The organism is Pelagibius sp. CAU 1746, assembly GCF_039839785.1.
Classification (GTDB): Bacteria; Pseudomonadota; Alphaproteobacteria; order Kiloniellales; family Kiloniellaceae; genus Pelagibius.
Genome location: NZ_JBDOQT010000002.1, coordinates 264,476 through 284,483, shown reverse-complemented (window position 1 = coordinate 284,483; position 20,008 = coordinate 264,476). Strand labels below are relative to the sequence as shown.

The window sequence follows — 20,008 nt, the reverse complement described above, 5'->3', positions numbered from 1 at the left end:
CCCCTGATTCCGCTACCATGAGGCATAGAGTTTGATGACCGGCACCATTCGCAAGGCGGTCCTGCCCGTCGGCGGCCTTGGCACGCGCTTCCTGCCCGCGACCAAGTCCATCCCCAAGGAGATGCTTCCTGTCGTCGACAAGCCGCTGATCCAGTACGGCGTCGAGGAAGCCCGCCAGGCCGGGATCGAGGAGATCATCTTCGTCACCAGCCGCGGCAAGACGGCCCTTGAGGACCACTTCGACTACCATTTCGAGCTGATGAAGACCCTGGAGGCGCGGGGCAAGACGGCGGAGATGGAGCTGGCCAGCGCCATGACGCCCGCAGCCGGCAAGATCAGCTATACCCGCCAGCCCGAGGCCCTGGGCCTGGGCCATGCGGTGTGGTGCGCGCGCAACCTGGTCGGGCGCGAGCCCTTCGCCGTGATCCTTCCCGACGACCTGGTTCTCCACCCGCAAGGCTGCCTGGCGCAGCTTGTCGAGGCCTACGACAAGGTCGGCGGCAACCTGGTTGCCGTCGAGGACGTGCCGCGCGAGCAGACCAACCGCTATGGCATTCTGGACGTTGTGGAAGATGCCAATCAGGAGTGGGGGGGCCGCCTGGCCAAGGCCAGGGGGCTGGTCGAGAAGCCGGATCCGGCCGAGGCGCCCTCGACGCTCTCCATCATCGGGCGCTATATCCTGCAGCCCGAGGTTTTCGACGAACTGGACCGCCAGGACAGGGGCGCCGGCGGCGAGATCCAGCTCACCGATGCCATGGCGCGGACCATCGGCCGCCTGCCGTTCCACGGCCTGCGCTTCGAAGGCAGGCGCTTCGACTGCGGCAGCAGGGCGGGCTTCCTGGAAGCCAATGTCGCCTACGCCCTGGAGCGTGAGGATCTGGGCGGGGCGGCCCGCGATATTATCCGGCGCTACGGCGCCATGATCTGATTGAGGATGGCGGCGGCCCGCGCGGCCGCCGCGAGAGGTCTGCTGGAGAACGCTTTATGCGCATTGCAATGGTCGGCACCGGCTATGTCGGGCTTGTCTCGGGAGCCTGCTTCTCGGAGTTCGGCACCGAGGTCGTCTGTATCGACAAGGACGCCGACAAGATCGCGCGCCTGGAAAAGGGTGAGATCCCTATCTTCGAGCCCGGCCTCGACGTGCTGGTGGCCAACAACCGCAAGGCCGGCCGCCTGAGTTTCACCACCGACCTGGCCAAGGCCGTGGCCGAGGCCGAAGCGGTGTTCATCGCCGTGGGCACGCCGACCGGGCGCACCGGCGGCGAAGCCGATCTCTCCTACGTCTACGATGCGGTGCGCGAGGTGGCGGCGGCGCTGAAGGGCTATACCATCGTGGTAAACAAGTCGACGGTCCCCGTGGGCACCGGCCGTGAGGTCGAGCGCATCATCCGCGAGACCAATCCGCAGGCCGACTTCGACGTTGTCTCCAACCCGGAGTTCCTGCGCGAGGGTGCGGCGATCAACGACTTCATGCGCCCCGACCGCGTGATCATCGGCGCCGAGACCGAGCGCGCGCAGGAGGTCATGCGCGAGCTCTACCGCGTCCTCTATCTCATCGAGACGCCGATCCTCTTCACCACGCTGGAGACGGCGGAGCTGACCAAGTACGCGGGCAACGCCTTTCTGGCCACCAAGATCACCTTCATCAACGAGATCGCCGACCTCTGCGAGAAGGTCGGCGCCAACGTGCACGACGTGGCCCGCGGCATCGGCCTGGACGGGCGCATCGGGCGCAAGTTCCTGCACCCCGGGCCGGGCTACGGCGGCTCCTGCTTTCCCAAGGACACCCTGGCCCTGGTGCACACGGCGCAGAAGGCCGGCGCGCCGGTGCGCATCGTCGAGACGGTCGCCGACATCAACGACAAGCGCAAGAAGGCCATGGCGGGCCGCATCGTCGAGGCCTGCGGCGGCTCGGTCGCGGACAAGACCGTGGCCATCCTGGGCGTGACCTTCAAGCCCAACACCGACGACATGCGCGACGCGCCGAGCCTGGAGATCGTCCCGGCCCTGATCGCGGCGGGCGCGCAGGTGCAGGCCTTCGACCCCGAGGGCAGGGAACAGGCCGAGCCGCTGCTGCCCGGCGTGCGCTGGTGCGGTTCCGCCTACGAGGCCATGGCCGGCGCCGACGCCGTGGCCATCCTGACGGAGTGGAACGAATTCCGTGCCCTGGACATGGACCGCATCAAGGACGTCATGAAGGCGCCGGTCATGGTGGACCTGCGCAACGTTTACGATCCGGCCGACATGACCGCCGCCGGGTTCCGCTACAGCTCGGTCGGCCGGCCGCTGACCCGCCCGGGTAGCTAGCCATGCGGGCCGCGCCGTTCGATCCGCGGGCGGTCGATCCCGCGGCGCCGCACCGCTTCGATCCGACGGTGCTGCGCGAGTACGACGTGCGCGGCATCGTCGGCGAAAGCATCACCGCGGCCGACGCCTATGCCCTGGGCCGCGCCTTCGGAACTTTCGCCCGGCGGCGCGGGGCCAGGGCGCTGGCGGTCGGCTACGACGGCCGCCATTCCTCGCCCGATCTGGCCGCGGCGCTGGCCGCCGGACTGGCGGCCTGCGGGCTGAGAGTCGCGACGATCGGGCGCGGCCCGACGCCCATGCTCTACTTTGCCGCCTACACCCTGGACTTCGACGGCGGCGTGATGATCACCGGCTCCCATAACCCGCCGGATTTCAACGGGTTCAAGTTCGTTCTCGACAAGGCCTCGGTCTTCGGCCCGGATATCCAGGAGCTGGGCCGGCTGGCGGCCGCCGCAGACTACGACAGCGGCGACGGCGAAGTCCGCGGGATTTCCGTCTTCGATGCTTACGTGGAGCGCATCCTGCAGGACGTCGCCGGCGGCAAGCGCCTGAAGGTGGCCTGGGACGCCGGCAACGGCGCCATGGGCGAGGCCATGGCCGCGCTGACGCAGCGCCTGCCGGGCGAGCACTTCCTGCTGAACGAGACCATCGACGGCGACTTTCCCAATCATCACCCCGATCCAACCGTGGCGGAGAACCTGAAGCAGCTTCAGGAGGTGGTGCTGCGCGAGGGCTGCGACCTGGGTATCGCCTTCGACGGCGACGGCGACCGCCTGGGCCTGGTCGACTCCCGGGCCCGCGTCGTCTGGGGCGACCAGATCCTCCTGTTCCTGGCCCGCGACGTCCTGAAGCGCCATCCCGGCGCCACCATTATCGGCGACGTGAAATGCAGCGACACGGTCTTTGAGGCCATCGCCGCCGCGGGGGGGCGGCCGCTGATGTGGAAGACCGGCCATTCGGTGATCAAGGCCAAGATGAAGGAACTCGGGGCGCCCTTCGCCGGCGAGATGGCCGCCCACTTCGTCTTCGCCGACGGCTTCGACGGCTACGACGATGGGCTCTACGCCGCCGTGCGGGTGCTGTCGATCCTGCAGTCGGGGGAGGAGACCTTGGCGGAGTTCCGCGATTCCTTGCCGCCGCTGGTCAACACGCCGGAGCTGCGCGTGCCCTGTCCGGACGCCCGCAAGCAGGCGGTGGTGGCCGAGGTCAAGGCGCGCGTCCGTGCCAGAGGGGCCGAGGTGATCGACATCGACGGCGTCAGGGTCCGCGAGGGCGGCGGATGGTGGCTGCTGCGCGCCTCCAATACCGAGGATGCCCTGACGCTGCGCTGCGAGGCGCCCGACGCCCCCCGTCTCAAGGCGCTGACCGACCGCTTGGCCGAGGAGCTGCGGATCAGGGGCTTGGAGCCGCCGGCGTTCTGAGGCCTGCGTTCAGAGAAAGCTTTCGGGAAGGAGGGTCGGCTCGACCATTGCGGTCCGACCGGCCCGATACGAACACGCTGCTTCGAAGGTTTTAGTTCGACCCCTGCGCCATCGGCTGGATCACCACGCAGTTCATCTCCGCGGCGATCAGCTCCTGGCAGGCGTTGCGGGCCTGCCGCTCGTAGAGCCCGGTCAACTGTGAGCGGTAGAGCGTGCCGGTGGAGGCCGAGTCGATCCGCTCGATCGCCACCTTGGCATCCTGCAGGGCGTTCGGCGCGGCGGCCATGGCTGCCTTGGCGCTGTCGTGGGCCGAACGGAAGCGGCTGAAAGCGCCGACCTGCACGGTCCAGTCGCTGGTCACCAGCTCGCCTGCCTCCGCCGGCATGTCGCCGGCATCGGTGGTGGCGATCTGGGAGCTGGCGGCAACCGGCTTGGCCGGCTGCTTGCGGGTCAGTTCCGGCGTCGCCTGCTGCGGCTCCGCCGCGGCCACGATCGTCGGCGGGGCCGGGTTCTGGAAGGGGTTGCGCCCCGGCACCCTGGGGATCGTCTTCACGCCCATGGAAGCCATCTTGGTGAAGCCGCGGTCGAGCAGCTTGACCATGTGGCGGTCGCGCGAGCGCGATGTCTTGCCGCCGAAGACCACGGCGATGACCCGGCGCCCGTCGCGCTCGACCGAGCTGACCAGGTTGAACCCGGAGGCCCGGGTGTAGCCGGTCTTGATGCCGTCGGTGCCGGAGTAGTTCTTCAGCAGCTTGTTGTGATTGCGGTAGGTGCGGCCGTTGTAGGTAAAGTGGCGCGTCGAGAAGTAGTGGTAGTACTGCGGGAAGTCGTCCATCAAGGCCTTGGCCAGGCGCACCATGTCGCGCGCCGTGCTCTTCTGTCCGCGGTTGGGCAGTCCGGAGGCGTTTCGGAAGGTGGTGCGGCTCATGCCGATCTTCCGGGCTCTCTCCGTCATATTCTTGGCGAAGGTGGTCTCCTTGCCGGCCAGCGCCTCGGCCACCACCACGGCGACGTCGTTGGCCGATTTGGTGGTCAGCGCCAGAATGGCGTCCTCGACGCTGATGGTCTGGCCGCGCTTCAGCCCCAGTTTGGACGGAGGCATGCCGCTGGCCCGCTTGGACACCGGGAGCCGCTGATCCAGCTTCAGGGAGCCGTTCTCCAGCGCCTCGAAGACCATGTAGAGGGTCATCATCTTGGTGAGCGAGGCCGGGTAGTTGCGCGTGTCCGCGTTCACCGCGTGCAGAACCTGCCCGGTGTCGGCATCCACCACGATCGACGCGTAGCGCGCCGCCGCCTCAGAGGGCGCCAGCGTCGTCCATCCCGCTACGGTCGAAAGAGTGAAGAACAGCAGCGCGATCTTTCGGAACATCGGAACTCGCTTTGCAGTCGATTGGTCGGTCGGCGGCGCGGTGTGAAACGTTATCCGGATTTCACTAAAATGATTTTGGCAATCCCCCGAAAACCTTATCGATTCTAAGGCATTGCGTGATTCTCTGTCCAGTGTAATGGGGCAGCGATTACAATGTAGTTAAAATATCTTCAATTCAGGGCATTACGGGGGCATCGTGGCAGGCGTTAGCCCGCCGCTAACCACGATTGCCGGGTGGCCCCACGCATTGGCGGCAATCGGCTGCGGCGCCTCCTGCCGCCTGGCGGGAGGATCATCGCTGGGCGGCGGCCGATCGAAAGAGAGCGAGAGACGTGAAATTCAGAGTTGTCCGTGGCGCCGCCGGCGCTCTGGCCTTATTTCTCGGCGTTCTGCCGGCCGCCTGCACCTACCAGGGCGGCATCGACGACCCGGTGACGCTCAAGGCCACCTGGTTCAGCTACCTGAACGGCGACGATATCCGCGCGAGCTGCGCCGAAGGCAGCGGACTGCGCTATCGCCTGGTCTATAACTCCGACTACAACGAACAGATCCGCAGCTACGAGGTGGCCGACCAGGGCGCCCAGGGAGCGTCGCTGATCACCCGCGTGCAAGGGCCGAGCGGCCTGCGCCTCAGCCAGTTTCGCCTCTCGGACCCCCTGGCCTGGGCGCGCTGGACCAAGAGCGTGACGCCTTTGAGCCGGGAGCAGGTCGAGCGCCTGGACGCGGCGCTGCAGGCAAGCGGGGCCTTCGGGCCCGCGCCCAGCGGGCTGCAAATGTTTTCCAAGGAGACCTACTGGGTATCCAGTCTTTGCCGTGGCGGGCAGTTTTTCTTCAACGCCTGGCGCTTTCCCTCCGAACGCTACGAGGCGGTGACCTTCGACGAACTGCTGTTCTCCCTTGACCGGACCGGCCTGGCGGTGCGCGCGCCGGTCGCCGTGCCCTCCACCGAGGCGGCCAAGGCCAACGTGCCGCGGGTCCGCCACAGCACCGACGAGACAGGCAGCTTCTTCAACGTGAAGGTCGGCGAGAACGGCTTGGTCGGCCAGCAGGGCTCGTAGCGTTGCCGGCGAGGTTCGGCGCAGGTCAGCTCTTGTCTTCGGAAACGACGGTCAGGTGGGCCGTGTTGGCGCCGGGCCGCAGTTCGTTCGCCCAGGGCCCGTCCGGCATATCGACGGCCAGCTTCTTGATGTGCTCGTTCCACCAGATGCGCTGGTCGCGCAGGTCGTCATAGTCGTAGTGAGCCTTGCGCCAGCGCGCCTCGGTGCCGCTGAAGGTGGCCAGGTCGATGGGAAAGCCAACGTCGGCGGAGGAGAAGCGCGAGGAATCGAACGACAGATAGGCGAGCTTCAAGGCGGTGGCCATGGCCGTGTCGTAGGTCAGCGCCCGGTCCAGGATCGGCTTGCCGTAGGCGGTGGCGCCGATCGAAAGATAGGGCGTGCGATGGTCGACCTCGATCCAATTTCCCTCCGGATAGACCAGGAAAATGCTGGGTTCGCCGTCGTCGGGCAGCGCCCCCGCCATCAGGGTGTGCAGGTTGAAGGCCAGATCGGAGCCTTCCAACTGCTCGCGGTCTTCCTTGGCCACCTGGCGCAGGCAGCGGCAGTAGGCGGTCACTGCATCCAGCAGGGTGGCGAAGCCGCTGGGGTGGCTCTTGCGCATGTCGCGCTCGAGATAGGCCAGGGTCTTGTCGCGCAAGGAGCGCAGGCCCGACGTCATGACCGCGAACTGGGCGTTGCCGCTGCCGAGCATGGTCAATTTCTGGGCGTTGGTGACCTGATTGCCGCTGGTGATGCGTCCGTCGGCCAGACAGACAAGTCCTTCGTTGATCTTGATACCCAGGCAATAGGTCATGCGGTGTCCACGGTGAATCTGACGAGGTCGGGGGGGGGCGAACTGCGCAGCGATACTGGCAGAGCCCCGGAGGGCCAGCAAGAGCGCCGTGCACCTGCCGCGAAGGCGCCGGCCGGAGGGGCGGCGGGGCCGCGCGAACGGCGCATTGCCGCGCCCTCTCGCTTATGTTGCGGTGCACAAAAATCCCTTGACTTGGGCGCCGGGAATAATGCATCGTGACTATATGTTGCATCGCAACAAAAAGCGGATGGCCTCAGCAGGCAGCGCGTCGTGCCTCCGCTGGCGGCCGCCGGAAGCGGCGCCGCCCCGGCAAGCGTCAGCTTGGGTGTTTTACCTCCCCCGTTCACCAGCGAGACCAGACCAGGAGATATCTCCGATGGCCACCAAGAAGACCCCTACCAAGACCGCCAAGGCAGCCGGGAAGGCCCCTGCAGCCAAAGCCCCCGCGCCCAAAGCCCCCGCAGCCAAAGCGGCTGCGGCCAAATCGAACGCGGGCAAGCCCGCCGCGGCAGCGACGCCGCGGCTTCAGGACACCCTTGAGCCCCTCGGCGTGGAAACCATGGAAGCCGTCGTCAAGGCCGGCACCCAGGCCGCCGGCAAGAGCTACGAGCAGACCGTCGCCTTGTTCCAGGAGCAGGTGGAAAAAGCCTCCGGCAGCGTGTTCCAGGGCTATGACGAAGTCGCCGCCCTGGGTAAGGACAATATCGATGCCTACATGCAGTCCAGCACCCTCTTCGCCAAGGGCGTGGAGGCCATGGGCAAGGAACTGATGAGCTTTGCCCAGACCAGCGTCGACATCGGGGTGGCCAATGCCCAGGCCTTGTTCGGCGCCAAGACCGTGCGCGAGCTGATCGACCTGCAGTCCGATATGTCGCGCAGCGGCTTGGACTCTTTGGTGGCCGAAAGCGCCAAGCTGACCGAGCTGTCGATGACGCTGGCGAACGAGACCCTCGAGCCGATCCAGGCGCGCCTGAATGCCAATGTCGAAAAGCTGTTGAAGCCGCTGGCCGCGTGAGCCGGCTGCCCCGGCGGAGCGGCTTGGGAGCCCCCGCTGGCGTCAAAATCCGATGGAGAAAGGGCTGGCGCAATCGCGCCGGCCTTTTTTTTCGTTACGGCCTCCGCGGAGAATAGGATCAAGTACCTATGTCGTAAGTGCCTCTTCGGCACGGCGCGTCCTCATGGCATATTGTTGATATCCTTGGCCGCATCCGATTCCGGATGCGGCGGTTCGGTACCGCCGAGGCCCGGCAAAGAGAGCGACGCAGCCAGTGCCGGCGGGCCGGGAGTGCATTTCGCGGTCAATTTCTGCGGGGTCTTTTACGGTCGTGAAATCATCCAATATGATTGTAGGAGCAGGGGCCGTCGTGGCCCGTTCCCCCGGCAGCCGGACGCCCGGGCCGGGGCCAGCGTTCAAAGGTTATGTATCAGGTTCAGTGCAGTACAATGAGTGACGACAAGCAGAACGACGGCGGCACATCGACAGGCATCATCGTCAAGACGAAGCCGAAGACGAAAAAGCCGTCGATGTACAAGGTTCTGATGTTGAACGATGACTACACTCCGATGGAGTTCGTCGTTCATGTGCTTGAGCAGTTCTTCAGCAAGAATCGCGAGGAAGCCACCCGCATCATGCTGCACGTCCACCAGCGTGGCGTGGGCGTCTGCGGGGTCTTTACCTACGAGGTTGCCGAGACCAAGGTCACACAAGTCATTGACTATGCCCGGCAGCACCAGCACCCTCTTCAATGCACCCTAGAGAAGGAATAGAGCCCGGATGCTATCGGCCAACTTAGAGCAGACGCTTCACCGTGCCCTGGCGGGTGCCAACGAACGGCGCCACGAATACGCGACGCTTGAACATCTGCTCCTGGCGCTGGTCGACGACCCCGACGCCATGTCCGTGCTGCGGGCCTGCTCGGTGGATCTGGAGCGCCTGCGCGCCGACATCCTGGACTACATCGACAACGAGCTGTCCAGCCTGATCACCGCCCAGTTGGGCGACGCCAAACCGACCGCCGGCTTCCAGCGGGTGTTGCAGCGCGCCGCCATCCACGTACAGTCCTCGGGCCGCGAGGAAGTGACCGGCGCCAACGTGCTGGTCGCCATGTTCTCGGAACGCGAGAGCCACGCCGTCTATTACCTGCAGGAGCAGGAAATGACGCGCCTCGACGCGGTGAACTACATCTCCCACGGCATCGCCAAGGCCAAGGGGCACGAGGAGAGCCGTACCGTCGAAGGCGCCGACGAGGAGGCCGATGCCGAGAAGGTGGTGCGCAAGGGCCGCGAGGCGCTGGACGCCTACTGCGTCGACCTGAACCGCAAGGCGCGCGACGGCCGCATCGACCCGCTGATCGGCCGTGCCGACGAGATCGACCGCACCATCCAGGTGCTCTGCCGGCGCACCAAGAACAACCCGCTCTACGTGGGAGATCCGGGCGTCGGCAAGACCGCCATCGCCGAGGGCCTGGCCCGGCGTATCGTCGACGGCGACGTGCCGGCAGTGCTGAACGACGCCACCATCTTCGCGCTCGACATGGGCGCGCTGCTGGCCGGCACCCGTTACCGCGGCGATTTCGAGGAGCGCCTGAAGGCCGTGGTCTCGGAGATCGAGGCCCAGGAAAACGCCATTCTCTTCATCGACGAGATTCACACGGTGATCGGCGCCGGCGCCACCTCGGGCGGGGCCATGGATGCCTCCAACCTGCTGAAGCCGGCGCTGCAGAGCGGCCTGCTGCGCTGCATCGGCTCGACCACCTACAAGGAATACCGCAGCTACTTCGAGAAGGACCGCGCGCTGGTGCGCCGCTTCCAGAAGATCGACATCGTCGAGCCTTCCATCGAGGATACGGTGAAGATCCTGCGCGGCTTGAAGCCTTACTACGAGGATCATCACCACGTGCGCTTCACCAACGAGGCGATCCGCACGGCGGTGGAGCTCTCGGCGCGCTACATCGGCGACCGCAAGCTGCCCGACAAGGCCATCGACGTGATTGACGAGGTCGGCGCCTCGCAGATGCTGCTGCCGGAATCAAAGCGCAAGAAGTCGGTCGGCGTGAAGGACGTCGAGGCGGTGGTGGCCAAGATGGCCCGCATCCCCCCGAAAAGCGTCTCCAAGGACGACCGTGCCGCGCTGATGAATCTGGAGCGCGACCTGAAGACCATGGTCTTCGGCCAGGATCAGGCGGTGAGCGCGCTCTCGGCCGCGATCAAGCTGGCCCGTGCCGGGCTGCGCGAGCCCGAAAAGCCGATCGGCAGCTACCTTTTCTCCGGCCCCACCGGCGTCGGCAAGACCGAGGTGGCGCGCCAGTTGGCGCACTCCCTGGGCGTCGAGCTGACCCGCTTCGACATGTCCGAGTACATGGAGCGCCACTCCGTCTCGCGCCTCATCGGCGCGCCGCCGGGCTACGTCGGCTTCGACCAGGGCGGCCTGCTGACCGACGCGGTCGACCAGCATCCGCACTGCGTGCTGCTGCTGGACGAGATCGAAAAGGCCCACCCGGACCTCTTCAACATCCTGTTGCAGGTCATGGACTACGGGAAGATGACCGACCACAACGGCAAGACGGTCGACTTCCGCAACGTCATCCTGATCATGACCACCAACGCGGGGGCCGCCGACATGGCCAAGCCGGTCATCGGCTTTGCCCGCGATGTGCGCACCGGCGACGACACCGAGGCGATCAACAAGCTGTTCACCCCGGAGTTCCGTAACCGCCTGGATGCGATCATCCCCTTCACGCACCTCTCGGAGGAGGTGGTCTCCCGCGTGGTCGACAAGTTCGTCATGCAGCTCGAAGCGCAGCTCGCCGACCGTCAGGTCACCATCGAACTGACCGACGCTGCGCGCGACTGGCTGGCCCAGAAGGGATACGACAAGCAGTTCGGCGCCCGTCCGCTGGCCCGCGTGATCCAGGAGAACATCAAGAAGCCCCTGGCCGAGGAGCTGCTGTTCGGCAAGCTGGCCAAGGGCGGCGTGGTGCGCGTCGACGTCGAGGACGGCCTGCCGACCTTCACCTATCCCGAAGGCGCCGCCCCCAAGGGCAAAGGCAAGGGCGGCCCGAAGAAGGGGCCCAAAGGCGGCGGCAAGCGCAAGAGCGAAGCCGCGCTGGCCGACTGAGGGCTGCCTCCATGGATCTGGCGAGAGCCCGGCACCACCTGGTGCCGGGCTTTTTCTTGTTTCCATCCGCCGGCTAGTGGCTGCATCATCGACATTTGCGGGAAGGTCCCTTTTTTGCCGCAGCCGGGAGTTGGCGGTGAGAGCCGACGGGGGTTGAAGGAGGGGCGGGTTTGCAACCGTGTATAACCGGGTGCTGCCGCGATGTTGAGTTTGACCGCCGGACGTTCAACCTTTCCGGCAGCCAGAGATAAGGGAAACACTGCAAAACGGCTCATAAGGTATGGTTTTTTCAGCACTCCTTAACGCGTCCGGAGTAGTGTCCGGAAAGGTGGGAGTTGCTGTTTACGGCCCTATTTGGCTCGCCTTCCTGGGCAAGCCGTCGGTCCATGAAGGTAGATGCCCGCGCCCATCGTCCCGCTGATCGCCGCATTGCGGCACAGGCGGCGAGTGTCAGACTGGACTTTGCGAGAAATGAAAGCAGCTGGGGCAGCAGGTTGGTTCCGTAGCTTCCGTCAGCGCTGGCGCAGCGGGATCATGGCCGAGCTTGCCATCTTCGCCGTGGTCTTCGTCGTTCTACTGACGATTTTGCTGTCCTTCGACGCCTTCGAGAGCTTCTACGCCTATTCCCGCGATCATGAGAATTGGGAGCTGGATGAGGTGGTCATGGCTCTCTGCAGCATGGGCGTCACCGGCTTCGCGTTCGTGGCGCGGCGCTGGGCGGTGGAGCTGAAGGACAAACGCAAGATCCAGGCGCTTTCGGTCGAATTGGGCGAGGCCCTGGAGGAAGCGAAGAAGGCGGACAAGGCGAAGTCGGCGTTTCTGGCCGGGCTCAGCCACGAATTGCGCACGCCGCTCAATGCCATCAACGGTTATGCGCAGCTTATCGAGTGCGGGATCATCGGTCCGATCGACGCCCGCTACGCCGGTTATGCGACCAACATCCGGGAAAGCGGGGAGCACCTGCTGGCCATGGTCGACGATATCCTGGATGTGACGCGGATCGTCGCCGGCAAGCTGACCCTCGACCTGGAGATGCTGGATCTGCGCGCCTTGTCCCTGGCTTGTCTGAAGCTGCTGGGCCCGCGCGCGGAGAAGGGGAAGATCCGGCTGGTGAGCGACGTTCCCGAGGATTTGCCCCTCGTGGCCGCGGACGGCAAGCGACTGAAACAGATTCTGATCAATCTGGTCGGAAACGCGGTCAAGTTCTCGCCCCCCGAGGCGACCGTGACGCTGCAGGCGCGGCTCGAGGGCGACAACACGGTGATCAAGGTGATCGACGAGGGCGTGGGCATGGCCTCGGAAGATATCGAGCTGGCCCTGCAGCCCTTCAATCAGATCGAGAACAGCCTGGCGCGCAGCCACGAGGGCGTCGGCCTGGGACTGTCCATCGTCAAGTCCCTGGTCGGTCTCCACGGCGGCAGCCTGTTGCTCGCTTCCGCGGTCGGCAAGGGGACGACGGCCACCGTCGTGCTGCCGCGGCATGGCGACTGCGGCCCGGCGGTCGAGACGGCCGAGGCCAGCAGGGTCATGCCGAACGGCTGAGAGCGACAGGCCGTTTCCTGAGTTTCATGTATCGGAAAAGTCGGGTGCCGGGTGCTTGTCCTCCGCCCGCGGCGCGGCCTTCGGTTTCGGCGCGGCGGGCGGGGTGACCGTCATCGATTGCTGCGGCCGCCAATCGTAGGGCCGCGCCTCGAGGTCTGCCTCGACCTCCGCCGGGGCGTCGCGGACCTTCTGCACCAGAATACCGTCGATGCGGTCGTCGCGGGGCAGCCCCGCATCCGCCTGGAAGCGCCTGAGGGCGTCATAGGTCTGCGGCCCGGCCAGGCCGTCGTGCGGGCCGAGGTAATAGTTGCGCTTGGCCAGCTCGCGCTGCAGGTCCAGGACGTGACCCATGACCGGCTGACCGAAGGCATAGGTCTTCGGCTGGGCGAATTTCAGGTGATCGAGCAGACGCTTGCCGGCGACGCCGTCGGCCGGCAGGCCGGCGTCGCGCTGGTAGGCGCGCACCGCCGCGCGGGTCTGCCGTCCGGCGATGCCGTCGACCGGCCCCGGATGGTAGCCGTGGGCCAGCAGCTCCTTCTGGACGCCCCGCACATAGGCGGTTTCAAGCTGGGTCGCCGCTTGAGCGGCCCGGGGGGGCGCCACCGCGCCTGCGACATGAAAAACAAGCAAGGCGGCCAAGGCGCCTTGGAGCCAGCGATTTCGGGTCATTCTACTCCTCCGCGTTCTCTGCGGGATTCTACGAAGACGGCCCCCGGATCATCCCCAGGGCCTGCCGTCAGGGAAGAGGGCACTATTGTTCCAGGTTGAGCACGATTCTCCTTGAGGTAAATTGTCGGCGGACAGGATAAGCGGGAGGCGGTTGCGATTATGCAGAAGCGGATACTCGGCCCCGGCGGGCCCCGGGTCTCGGCCGTCGGGGTCGGTGCCATGTCGTTCACGGATTTCTACGGGCCGACAACCGAAGAAGCCTCCCACGCAGTTCTGACCGCGGCGCTGGACCATGGCATAGATCATATCGATACGGCCAACGTCTACGGCATGGGCCTGTCGGAGAAGGTCATCGGCAGCTTCCTGGCCAAGCAGGGCAGGGCCAGGGAAGGGCTGTTCCGCATCGCCACCAAGGCTTCGATCAAGCGGGATGCCGAGGGGCGGCGCGGCTTCGACAATTCCGCTGCCCATCTGGAGGCGGAGCTGGACGCCAGCCTGAAGAAGCTGGGCGTGGATTGTGTCGACCTCTTCTACGTTCACCGCCGCGACCCGGGTCTCCCCATCGAAGAGGTGGCGGAGACCCTGGCCGGCTTCGTCAAGGCGGGCAAGACGCGCGGTATCGGGTTTTCCGAGATCGCGCCCTCCTCGCTGCGCCGCGCCGCCATGGTGCATCCGGTGACCGCCGTGCAGTCGGAGTACTCACTGTCCACCCGTTCGCCGGAGCTGGGCCTGGTGCAGACCTGCGAGGCCTTGGGCACCAGCCTGGTCGCCTTTTCGCCCGTCGGCCGCGGCCTGCTGACCGACGCGCCGCCGACCGCCGGGAGCGTCGCCGAGTCCGGCTTCCTGAAGGGCAACCCACGCTTCCAGGAGCCCAATTTCTCGGTCAACCTGAAGATCACCGCTGCTTTCCGCGCCCTGGCGGCGGAGATGGGGACCAGCGCCGCCGCGCTCAGCATCGCCTGGCTGCTGCATGTCAGCCCGGCGGTGATCGCCATTCCCGGCACCCGTTCGGTCGGTCACCTGAAGGAACTGGCCGCCGGCGGCGCGCTGGAGCTGTCGCAGGCCGACATGGCCCGCATCGAGGAAACGCTGCCCGTCGGCTGGGCCCACGGCGACCGCTACAACGAGGCGCAGTGGGTCGGACCGGAGCGCTACTGCTGACCGCCTTCACCCTGCCAAGCGCCGAAAAAGAAGGGTGAACGGCAGAGAATGCGGCGTCACGGCGTAGGGCCGTCCTTGAAGGGGCTGTGCTCACTCAGGTAGTCGATCTCGTGCCGGATGGCGTCGCGCTCGCGCGCCAGGAACTCCTCGACGGCGTGGCTGAAGTTGGGGTCGGCGATCCAGTGGGCGCTGTAGGTCGGCCTCGGCAGGTAGCCGCGCTGGATCTTGTGTTCGCCCTGGGCGCCGGCCTCGACCCACTCCAGGCCCTGGGCGATGGCGTAGTCGATGGCCTGGTAGTAGCAGGTCTCGAAGTGCAGGAACTTGAAGCGCTCCAGGCAGCCCCAGTTGCGCCCGTAGAGGGTGTCGCCGGACTTCAGGTTCAGGGCGCCGGCCACCAGTTCGCCCTCGTAGTCGGCCATGACCAGCACCACCTGGTCGGCCAGGCGCTCGCCCAGCAGGTGGAAGAACTCGCGCGTCAGATAGGGCTGGCCCCACTTGCGGTCGGCGGTGGCCATGTAGAACTCGAAGAAGGCGTCCCAATGGCGCGGCTCGATCTCCGCGCCGCTCAAGGGCCGCAGGCGGATGCCGCTCTCCGCCACCTTGCGGCGTTCCTTCTTGATGGCCTTGCGCTTGCGCGAGGCGAGGTCCGCCAGGAAGTCGTCGAAGGTGCCGTAGCCGCGGTTGCGCCAGTGATATTGCACGCCCAGGCGCTGCAGCAGGCCGAAATCGCCCAGGGCGTCGAACTGCGCCTTGGGGGGAAAGGTGATGTGCAGGGAGGAGACCTGGTGACGCCGCGCCAACTCCAGCATGGCCGCGACCAGGCCGGTCATGACCTCTTGCCGGTTGGCGCCGGGGTTGACCAGCAGGCGCGGTCCCGTCGCCGGGGTGAAGGGCACCGAGCACTGCAGCTTCGGATAGTAGCGGCCGCCGGCACGCTCGTAGGCGTCGGCCCAGTTCCAGTCGAAGACGTACTCGCCGTAGGAATGGCTCTTGAGGTAGAGCGGCACGCAGCCCAAGAGACTGTTCCCTGGCCTGCCTGAGGGGTTTTCCAGCACCAGGTGCTGCGGCAGCCAGCCGCTGTCTGCGGTGGCCGAGCCGCTTTGCTCCAGCGCGTCCAGGAAAGCGTGGCTGACGAAAGGATTGCCGCCGGCGCAGGCGTCCCAGTCGGGCGCCGGCACTTCGGCAATCCTGCTCACCGCCTTGACCGCCAGGCTGTCGCTTCCGTCCGGCATCCGGTCCCTTCCGCCCGTCTTCGTTCGCCACCTTAATCTATGAGATGACTCCGATCACGCGCCTGACAAGGGGTATGCCTCAATCGGCCTGCAGGAACCAGGCGTACTCCAGGGGAGAAATCTGGGACTCGAAGCTGTCGAGTTCGGCTTCCTTGCAGGCGGCGTAGGCCCGCAGATAATCGGCGCCCATGTAGTCGGCCAGGCCGCAACCCTCGGTCAGATTTTCGAGCGCGCGGCGCGGCCGGAAGGGCAGCGACTCGTCGTATTCCTCCGCCGCATTGCCGTCCCAGGGCTCGCCCGGGTCGATCTTCCCGGTAATCCCTTTGTGGATGCCGGCCAGCATGGTGGCGAGCACCAAGTAGGGGTTGGCGTCGGCGCCGGCCATGCGGTGTTCGATGCGCCGGGCGTCGCCGCCGCCGGCCGGGATGCGCAGGGCGACCGAGCGGTTCTCGAAACCCCAGCTCCGCTGAGTCGGTACGAAGATGTCCGGCAGGTAGCGCCGGTAGGAATTGATGTTGGGCGCCAGGAAGGCCATGGACTCCGGCATGACCTCCAGCACGCCGCCGATGGCGTGGCGCAGGGTGTCGCTGGCGACAGCTTCGCCGCCGTCGAAAACGTTGCGCCCGTTCTTGTCCAGCAGGCTGACGTGGATGTGCATGCCGTTGCCGGCACGCTCGAGGTAGGGCTTGGCCATGAAGGTGGCCTGGAAGCCGTGCTTCTGCGCCACGCCCTGCACAATGCGCTTGAACAGGACGCAGTCGTCGGCCGCCTGCAGCGGGTCGTCGACATGCTCCAGGTTGATCTCGAACTGCCCGGCGGCGTATTCCGCCGTCATGGCGCCGGTGGGGACCTCCTGGATCTCGCAGGCCTTGGTGATGTCGTCCAGCATGGCGTCGTAGGCATCCAGGGTCTTCATGCCGTAGACCTGGGTGTGGACGTCGCGGCGGCCGGTCGCTGGAGAGAGAGGTGGTTGCGGCTCGCCGCCGGGCAGACGCTCACGGTCGATCAGGTAGAATTCCAGCTCGAAGGCGACCACCGGCTTCAGGCCCAGGTCGTCCAGGCGCTGGACGGTCCGGCGCAGGACGTTGCGGGGCTCGTAGTAGTAGGGTTCGCCGTCGTCGTCGACCAGCGTGACCATGACCTGCGCCAGGGGGCGCTGCGCCCAGGGCACCGGCAGCAGGCTGCCGGGAACGACCTTCGCCTGATAGTCCGGATCGCCATCGGAAAAGCCCTTCCCGTCCGGGTCGTGGCTCTCGCCCATGGTGTCGAGCAGGAAGACCGACCCGGGGATGGCGAAGCCGGAGCGCATCACCTGGCCGAGCTCTGCGATGGGATAGCGTTTGCCGCGGATCACGCCGGAAAGGTCGGGAAGGATGGCGTCGAGAGAGCCGGTATCGGGATAGCGGCTGAGGAATTGTGCCGCCTCGGCGGGCAGCTTGCTGGTTGTGTCTGGCATGATCTCTATTTGGCCCGGCGGCCGTTCGCCCCGTCAAGGGGCGTGGCCGCCGGCCGGTTTCTGTTAGTTGATTTCCACCACGGCCTCGACCTCGACGGCGACGCCGGCGGGCAGGGAGGCGGCGGAGACGGCGGCGCGGGAATGGCGGCCCTTGTCGCCAAAGACCTCCACCATGAAGTCGGAGGCGCCGTTAACCACCTTCGGCTGGTCGTTGAAGTCACCGGTCGAGTTGACGAAACCGGTCAGTTTGACCACCCGCGCCACCCGGTCCAGATCGCCGCCGCAGGCGGCCTTGGCCTGGGCGATGACGTTAATGGCGCAAAGGCGCGCTGCCGCCTGGGCGTCCTCCACCGACATGCTCTCGCCCAGCTTGCCCTGGTACTGGAACTTGCCGTCCTTGATGGGAACCTGCCCGGAGATGAAAACCAGGTTTCCGGTCTGCACATAGCCGACGTAGTTGGCGACCGGGGCGGCGGCCTCCGGCACATCGATCCCCAGTTCGGCGAGCCGGGCGTCCACTTCTCCTGCCATAGGGCGGATCCTCCATCAAACATGTATGGTCTGGTTGTAAAAGCGCCGGGAGCATAGCTCCCGGCGCCAAGGGGCTACAAGCCCGCCGAGGACCTCTTCTCGCCGGTCTGCGCCGGGACCACGGGAAGGGTTGATCGGCGGGAGGGGTGATCGGCGCCGACCACAGCTCCCAGTTTCCATTGCGCTGCGGCATGGTCGCGGGAGGCGAAGGAGACCCCAAGAATCGTCCCGCGGCTGACAGGAAAGGAAGAAGTTCCCGAAAAAGCATTCTATACTGTGCGCTACGTAAGCGCCCTGAGCAGGGATTTCGGACAGGCCCGAAGAACAGGGAGAGCGCCGGCGCCACGCAGAATGGCGCGGCCTTGTTCGTAACGCCGGAGGCATTGACCGGCGGGGCCGTTGGGGGGGGAGCGGGCATGAAGCTGCGATACCTTCTGTTGATGCTGTTCGGTCTGGTGACCGTGGTCCCGCTCGTGTTGTTCTGGGCCTGGCCCCACGCCCAATCGATGTCCAGCGAACTGGAAGACGTTCGTGACCGCCACCTGCTGATCGCGCAGACTCTGGGGCTTTCCCTGGCGAACTACCATCGCGACGCGGTGGCCACCTTCCGTCTTGTGACCAGCAACCTGGGCGCACACGGTCATCTGGACGGCGCGGAACCCCTGCTGCAGGATCTCAATTTTCGCAATATCTGCGCGTTCGATCCCGGTGACCGGCGGATTGCACTGCGCATCGACAGCTTCGATAACCGCTGCCCGGAGAGGCTGTCCCCCGAGACCTTCGAGTTTTTTCGCTCCCTCGTTCCGGCCGAGGGGGCCGCCATGAGCCCGGTAACGATGGGTCCCGACGGATCGCCGACCATCTACCTTGCGATGGAGCATGACGGCAGGCTGGTGGTGGGTGCGCTCTACACGGACCTCTTTGTCGGACTGGCGCAGAGCATCGTCTTCGGCCGGCAGGGACACGCCGTGATCGTCGACCAGACCGGGCGGGTGCTGGCGCATCCTCACGGCGCGTGGCGCGATGAGATGCACGACCTTTCCGGTGTGGCGCCGGTGCAGGCCGTCCTGCATGGCGAGGCCGGCGTCGCGATCTTCGACGAACCGCTGATGAATACGGAGATGGTGGCGGCGTACACGAGGGTCGAGGGGATCGGCTGGGGCGTTCTGGTGACGCAGCCGATCGATGAATTGCGCGACCGGGCGGAGCAGGTCAGCCGGTCGGCCTTGATCGTCGTCGCCATCGGCGTGGGGGTCGCATTGCTCATCGGAGTGCTGGTGGCTTACTACATGACGCGGCCCCTGCGTGCGGTTTCCCAGGCCGCCCGGCGCATGGCCGCCGGCAATGCCGAGGCGCGCACGCCGGTGAGTGAGGGCGCGTTGGTGCCGGAGGAGGTGCGCGACCTGCAAACCTCTTTCAACGTCATGGCCGAGGCGATGGAGCGCTCCAAGCGGGACGAGCACGAGGCGCGGCTGCGTGCAGAGGAGGCCAACCGCTCAAAATCCGCCTTTCTGGCGAACATGAGCCATGAGCTGCGCACGCCATTGAACGCCATCCTCGGCTTCTCCGAGGTGATCCTGGCGGAGACCTTCGGCAAGATCGGCTCGGCGCGCTATCAGGAATACCTGCAGGATATTCGCGTGTCGGCGCGTCACCTGCTTTCGCTCATCAACGATCTGCTGGATATCTCGCGCATCGAAGCCGGCGCCGTGGAGCTCAACGAAAACTGGTTCCCGGTGGTCGACGCGCTGGACGAGAGTGCCGCCATGTTCCGCGAGAACTGCGCCAACTGCGGGCTGGATCTCGCGGTCGAAAGCGAGGCCGCCGGACACGTCATCCTGGCCGACGGCCGGGCTCTGCGCCAGATCCTCATCAATCTGCTGTCCAACGCGGTGCGGCATACGCCGGCGGGCGGGCGTATCGTCGTCGGCGCCCGGCCGGTAGCCGATGGGGCGCTCGATATCTTCGTCGCCGATACCGGGATGGGCATCCCCGCGTGCGACTTGGAGCGCGTCCTGCATCCTTTCGAGCAGGTGGCGGGTGACAGGACGTTGCTGCAGGAGGGCACCGGCCTGGGCCTTTCCATCGTCAATCAGCTCGTCGACTTGCACGGCGGCAGGCTGAAGCTGGAGAGCGAAGTCGGCAGAGGGACCACGGTCACCTTCACCCTGCCGCCGGAGCGGGTGCGAAGGGAGCGCTCCACGAAGGCCGAAGCGCGCACCGGCTAGCTCTCCGCCGGGCCATCCCACAAGGCGCCTACTGCGGTTGTACCGCAAGAACCCGCATTCCCGCAGTGACATTTATGGCGATGGACTGTCACTTGGCGCCAAGTGATAATCGGCCCAGACACTG

16 protein-coding genes are annotated in these 20,008 nt (G+C 66.2%); 10 read left to right on the top strand and 6 right to left on the bottom strand.

The window, feature by feature from the left end; all coding sequences use genetic code 11:
• The first annotated feature begins 34 nt into the window (after positions 1-34).
• The 3 genes from galU to pgmG are packed head-to-tail and all read left to right on the top strand — an operon-like array spanning position 35 to position 3,728.
• Complete coding sequence (gene galU, locus AAFN88_RS18155; RefSeq protein WP_347521989.1) at positions 35-928, top strand: UTP--glucose-1-phosphate uridylyltransferase GalU; 894 nt, start codon at positions 35-37, stop codon at positions 926-928.
• Positions 929-984: 56 nt separating this feature from the next.
• Positions 985-2,307: a UDP-glucose/GDP-mannose dehydrogenase family protein gene (locus tag AAFN88_RS18150; RefSeq protein WP_347521988.1), complete on the top strand. Its 1,323-nt coding sequence runs from the start codon at positions 985-987 to the stop codon at positions 2,305-2,307.
• Positions 2,308-2,309: 2 nt separating this feature from the next.
• The gene (gene pgmG, locus AAFN88_RS18145) at positions 2,310-3,728 is read left to right on the top strand and encodes a phosphoglucomutase/phosphomannomutase PgmG (protein ID WP_347521987.1); all 1,419 of its coding nucleotides are present in this window, start codon (positions 2,310-2,312) and stop codon (positions 3,726-3,728) included.
• Between the two features lie 91 nt (positions 3,729-3,819).
• On the opposite strand, the gene AAFN88_RS18140 is transcribed toward pgmG, so the two are convergent.
• Entirely contained in the window at positions 3,820-5,097 is a 1,278-nt protein-coding gene (locus tag AAFN88_RS18140) for a D-alanyl-D-alanine carboxypeptidase family protein (protein WP_347521986.1), read from the bottom strand.
• Positions 5,098-5,429: 332 nt separating this feature from the next.
• Here AAFN88_RS18140 and AAFN88_RS18135 point away from each other — a divergent pair, with 332 nt between their 5' ends.
• Positions 5,430-6,155 carry a hypothetical protein gene (locus AAFN88_RS18135; RefSeq protein ID WP_347521985.1) on the top strand — a complete coding sequence of 242 codons (726 nt, stop codon included), beginning with the start codon at positions 5,430-5,432 and terminating at the stop codon, positions 6,153-6,155.
• Between the two features lie 25 nt (positions 6,156-6,180).
• Here the strand turns inward: AAFN88_RS18135 and AAFN88_RS18130 are convergent, their stop codons facing one another.
• Complete coding sequence (locus tag AAFN88_RS18130) at positions 6,181-6,948, bottom strand: peptidase (RefSeq protein WP_347521984.1); 768 nt, start codon at positions 6,946-6,948, stop codon at positions 6,181-6,183.
• A gap of 376 nt (positions 6,949-7,324) precedes the next feature.
• Between AAFN88_RS18130 and AAFN88_RS18125 the strand changes: the two genes are divergently transcribed.
• The 4 genes from AAFN88_RS18125 to AAFN88_RS18110 all read left to right on the top strand — a co-directional run bounded on the left by AAFN88_RS18125 (position 7,325) and on the right by AAFN88_RS18110 (position 12,607).
• On the top strand, positions 7,325-7,963 hold the full coding sequence (locus AAFN88_RS18125; protein ID WP_347521982.1) for a phasin family protein: 639 nt from the start codon (positions 7,325-7,327) through the stop codon (positions 7,961-7,963).
• Between the two features lie 428 nt (positions 7,964-8,391).
• Positions 8,392-8,715: an ATP-dependent Clp protease adapter ClpS gene (gene clpS, locus AAFN88_RS18120; RefSeq protein ID WP_193368384.1), complete on the top strand. Its 324-nt coding sequence runs from the start codon at positions 8,392-8,394 to the stop codon at positions 8,713-8,715.
• A 7-nt stretch (positions 8,716-8,722) separates the two neighbouring features.
• Positions 8,723-11,065, top strand: coding sequence for an ATP-dependent Clp protease ATP-binding subunit ClpA (gene clpA / locus AAFN88_RS18115; RefSeq protein WP_347521981.1), 2,343 nt, complete (start codon positions 8,723-8,725; stop codon positions 11,063-11,065).
• Between the two features lie 471 nt (positions 11,066-11,536).
• Positions 11,537-12,607: a HAMP domain-containing sensor histidine kinase gene (locus AAFN88_RS18110; RefSeq protein WP_347521979.1), complete on the top strand. Its 1,071-nt coding sequence runs from the start codon at positions 11,537-11,539 to the stop codon at positions 12,605-12,607.
• A 24-nt stretch (positions 12,608-12,631) separates the two neighbouring features.
• On the opposite strand, the gene AAFN88_RS18105 is transcribed toward AAFN88_RS18110, so the two are convergent.
• Entirely contained in the window at positions 12,632-13,276 is a 645-nt protein-coding gene (locus AAFN88_RS18105) for a peptidoglycan-binding domain-containing protein (protein ID WP_347521977.1), read from the bottom strand.
• A gap of 159 nt (positions 13,277-13,435) precedes the next feature.
• Between AAFN88_RS18105 and AAFN88_RS18100 the strand changes: the two genes are divergently transcribed.
• A complete protein-coding gene (locus AAFN88_RS18100; protein ID WP_347521976.1) occupies positions 13,436-14,437 on the top strand; it encodes an aldo/keto reductase in 1,002 nt (333 codons plus the stop codon).
• Between the two features lie 56 nt (positions 14,438-14,493).
• Here AAFN88_RS18100 and AAFN88_RS18095 read toward each other — a convergent pair whose 3' ends face one another.
• The 3 genes from AAFN88_RS18095 to AAFN88_RS18085 all read right to left on the bottom strand — a co-directional run bounded on the left by AAFN88_RS18095 (position 14,494) and on the right by AAFN88_RS18085 (position 17,656).
• Positions 14,494-15,669 (bottom strand): GNAT family N-acetyltransferase, encoded by a 1,176-nt coding sequence (locus tag AAFN88_RS18095; RefSeq protein ID WP_347521975.1) that lies wholly within the window; start codon positions 15,667-15,669, stop codon positions 14,494-14,496.
• A gap of 79 nt (positions 15,670-15,748) precedes the next feature.
• Positions 15,749-17,125: a glutamine synthetase family protein gene (locus AAFN88_RS18090; RefSeq protein WP_347521973.1), complete on the bottom strand. Its 1,377-nt coding sequence runs from the start codon at positions 17,123-17,125 to the stop codon at positions 15,749-15,751.
• Positions 17,126-17,188: 63 nt separating this feature from the next.
• On the bottom strand, positions 17,189-17,656 hold the full coding sequence (locus AAFN88_RS18085; protein ID WP_347521971.1) for a RidA family protein: 468 nt from the start codon (positions 17,654-17,656) through the stop codon (positions 17,189-17,191).
• A 416-nt stretch (positions 17,657-18,072) separates the two neighbouring features.
• Here AAFN88_RS18085 and AAFN88_RS18080 point away from each other — a divergent pair, with 416 nt between their 5' ends.
• A complete protein-coding gene (locus AAFN88_RS18080) occupies positions 18,073-19,884 on the top strand; it encodes a sensor histidine kinase (RefSeq protein ID WP_347521970.1) in 1,812 nt (603 codons plus the stop codon).
• Positions 19,885-20,008 lie beyond the last annotated feature (124 nt).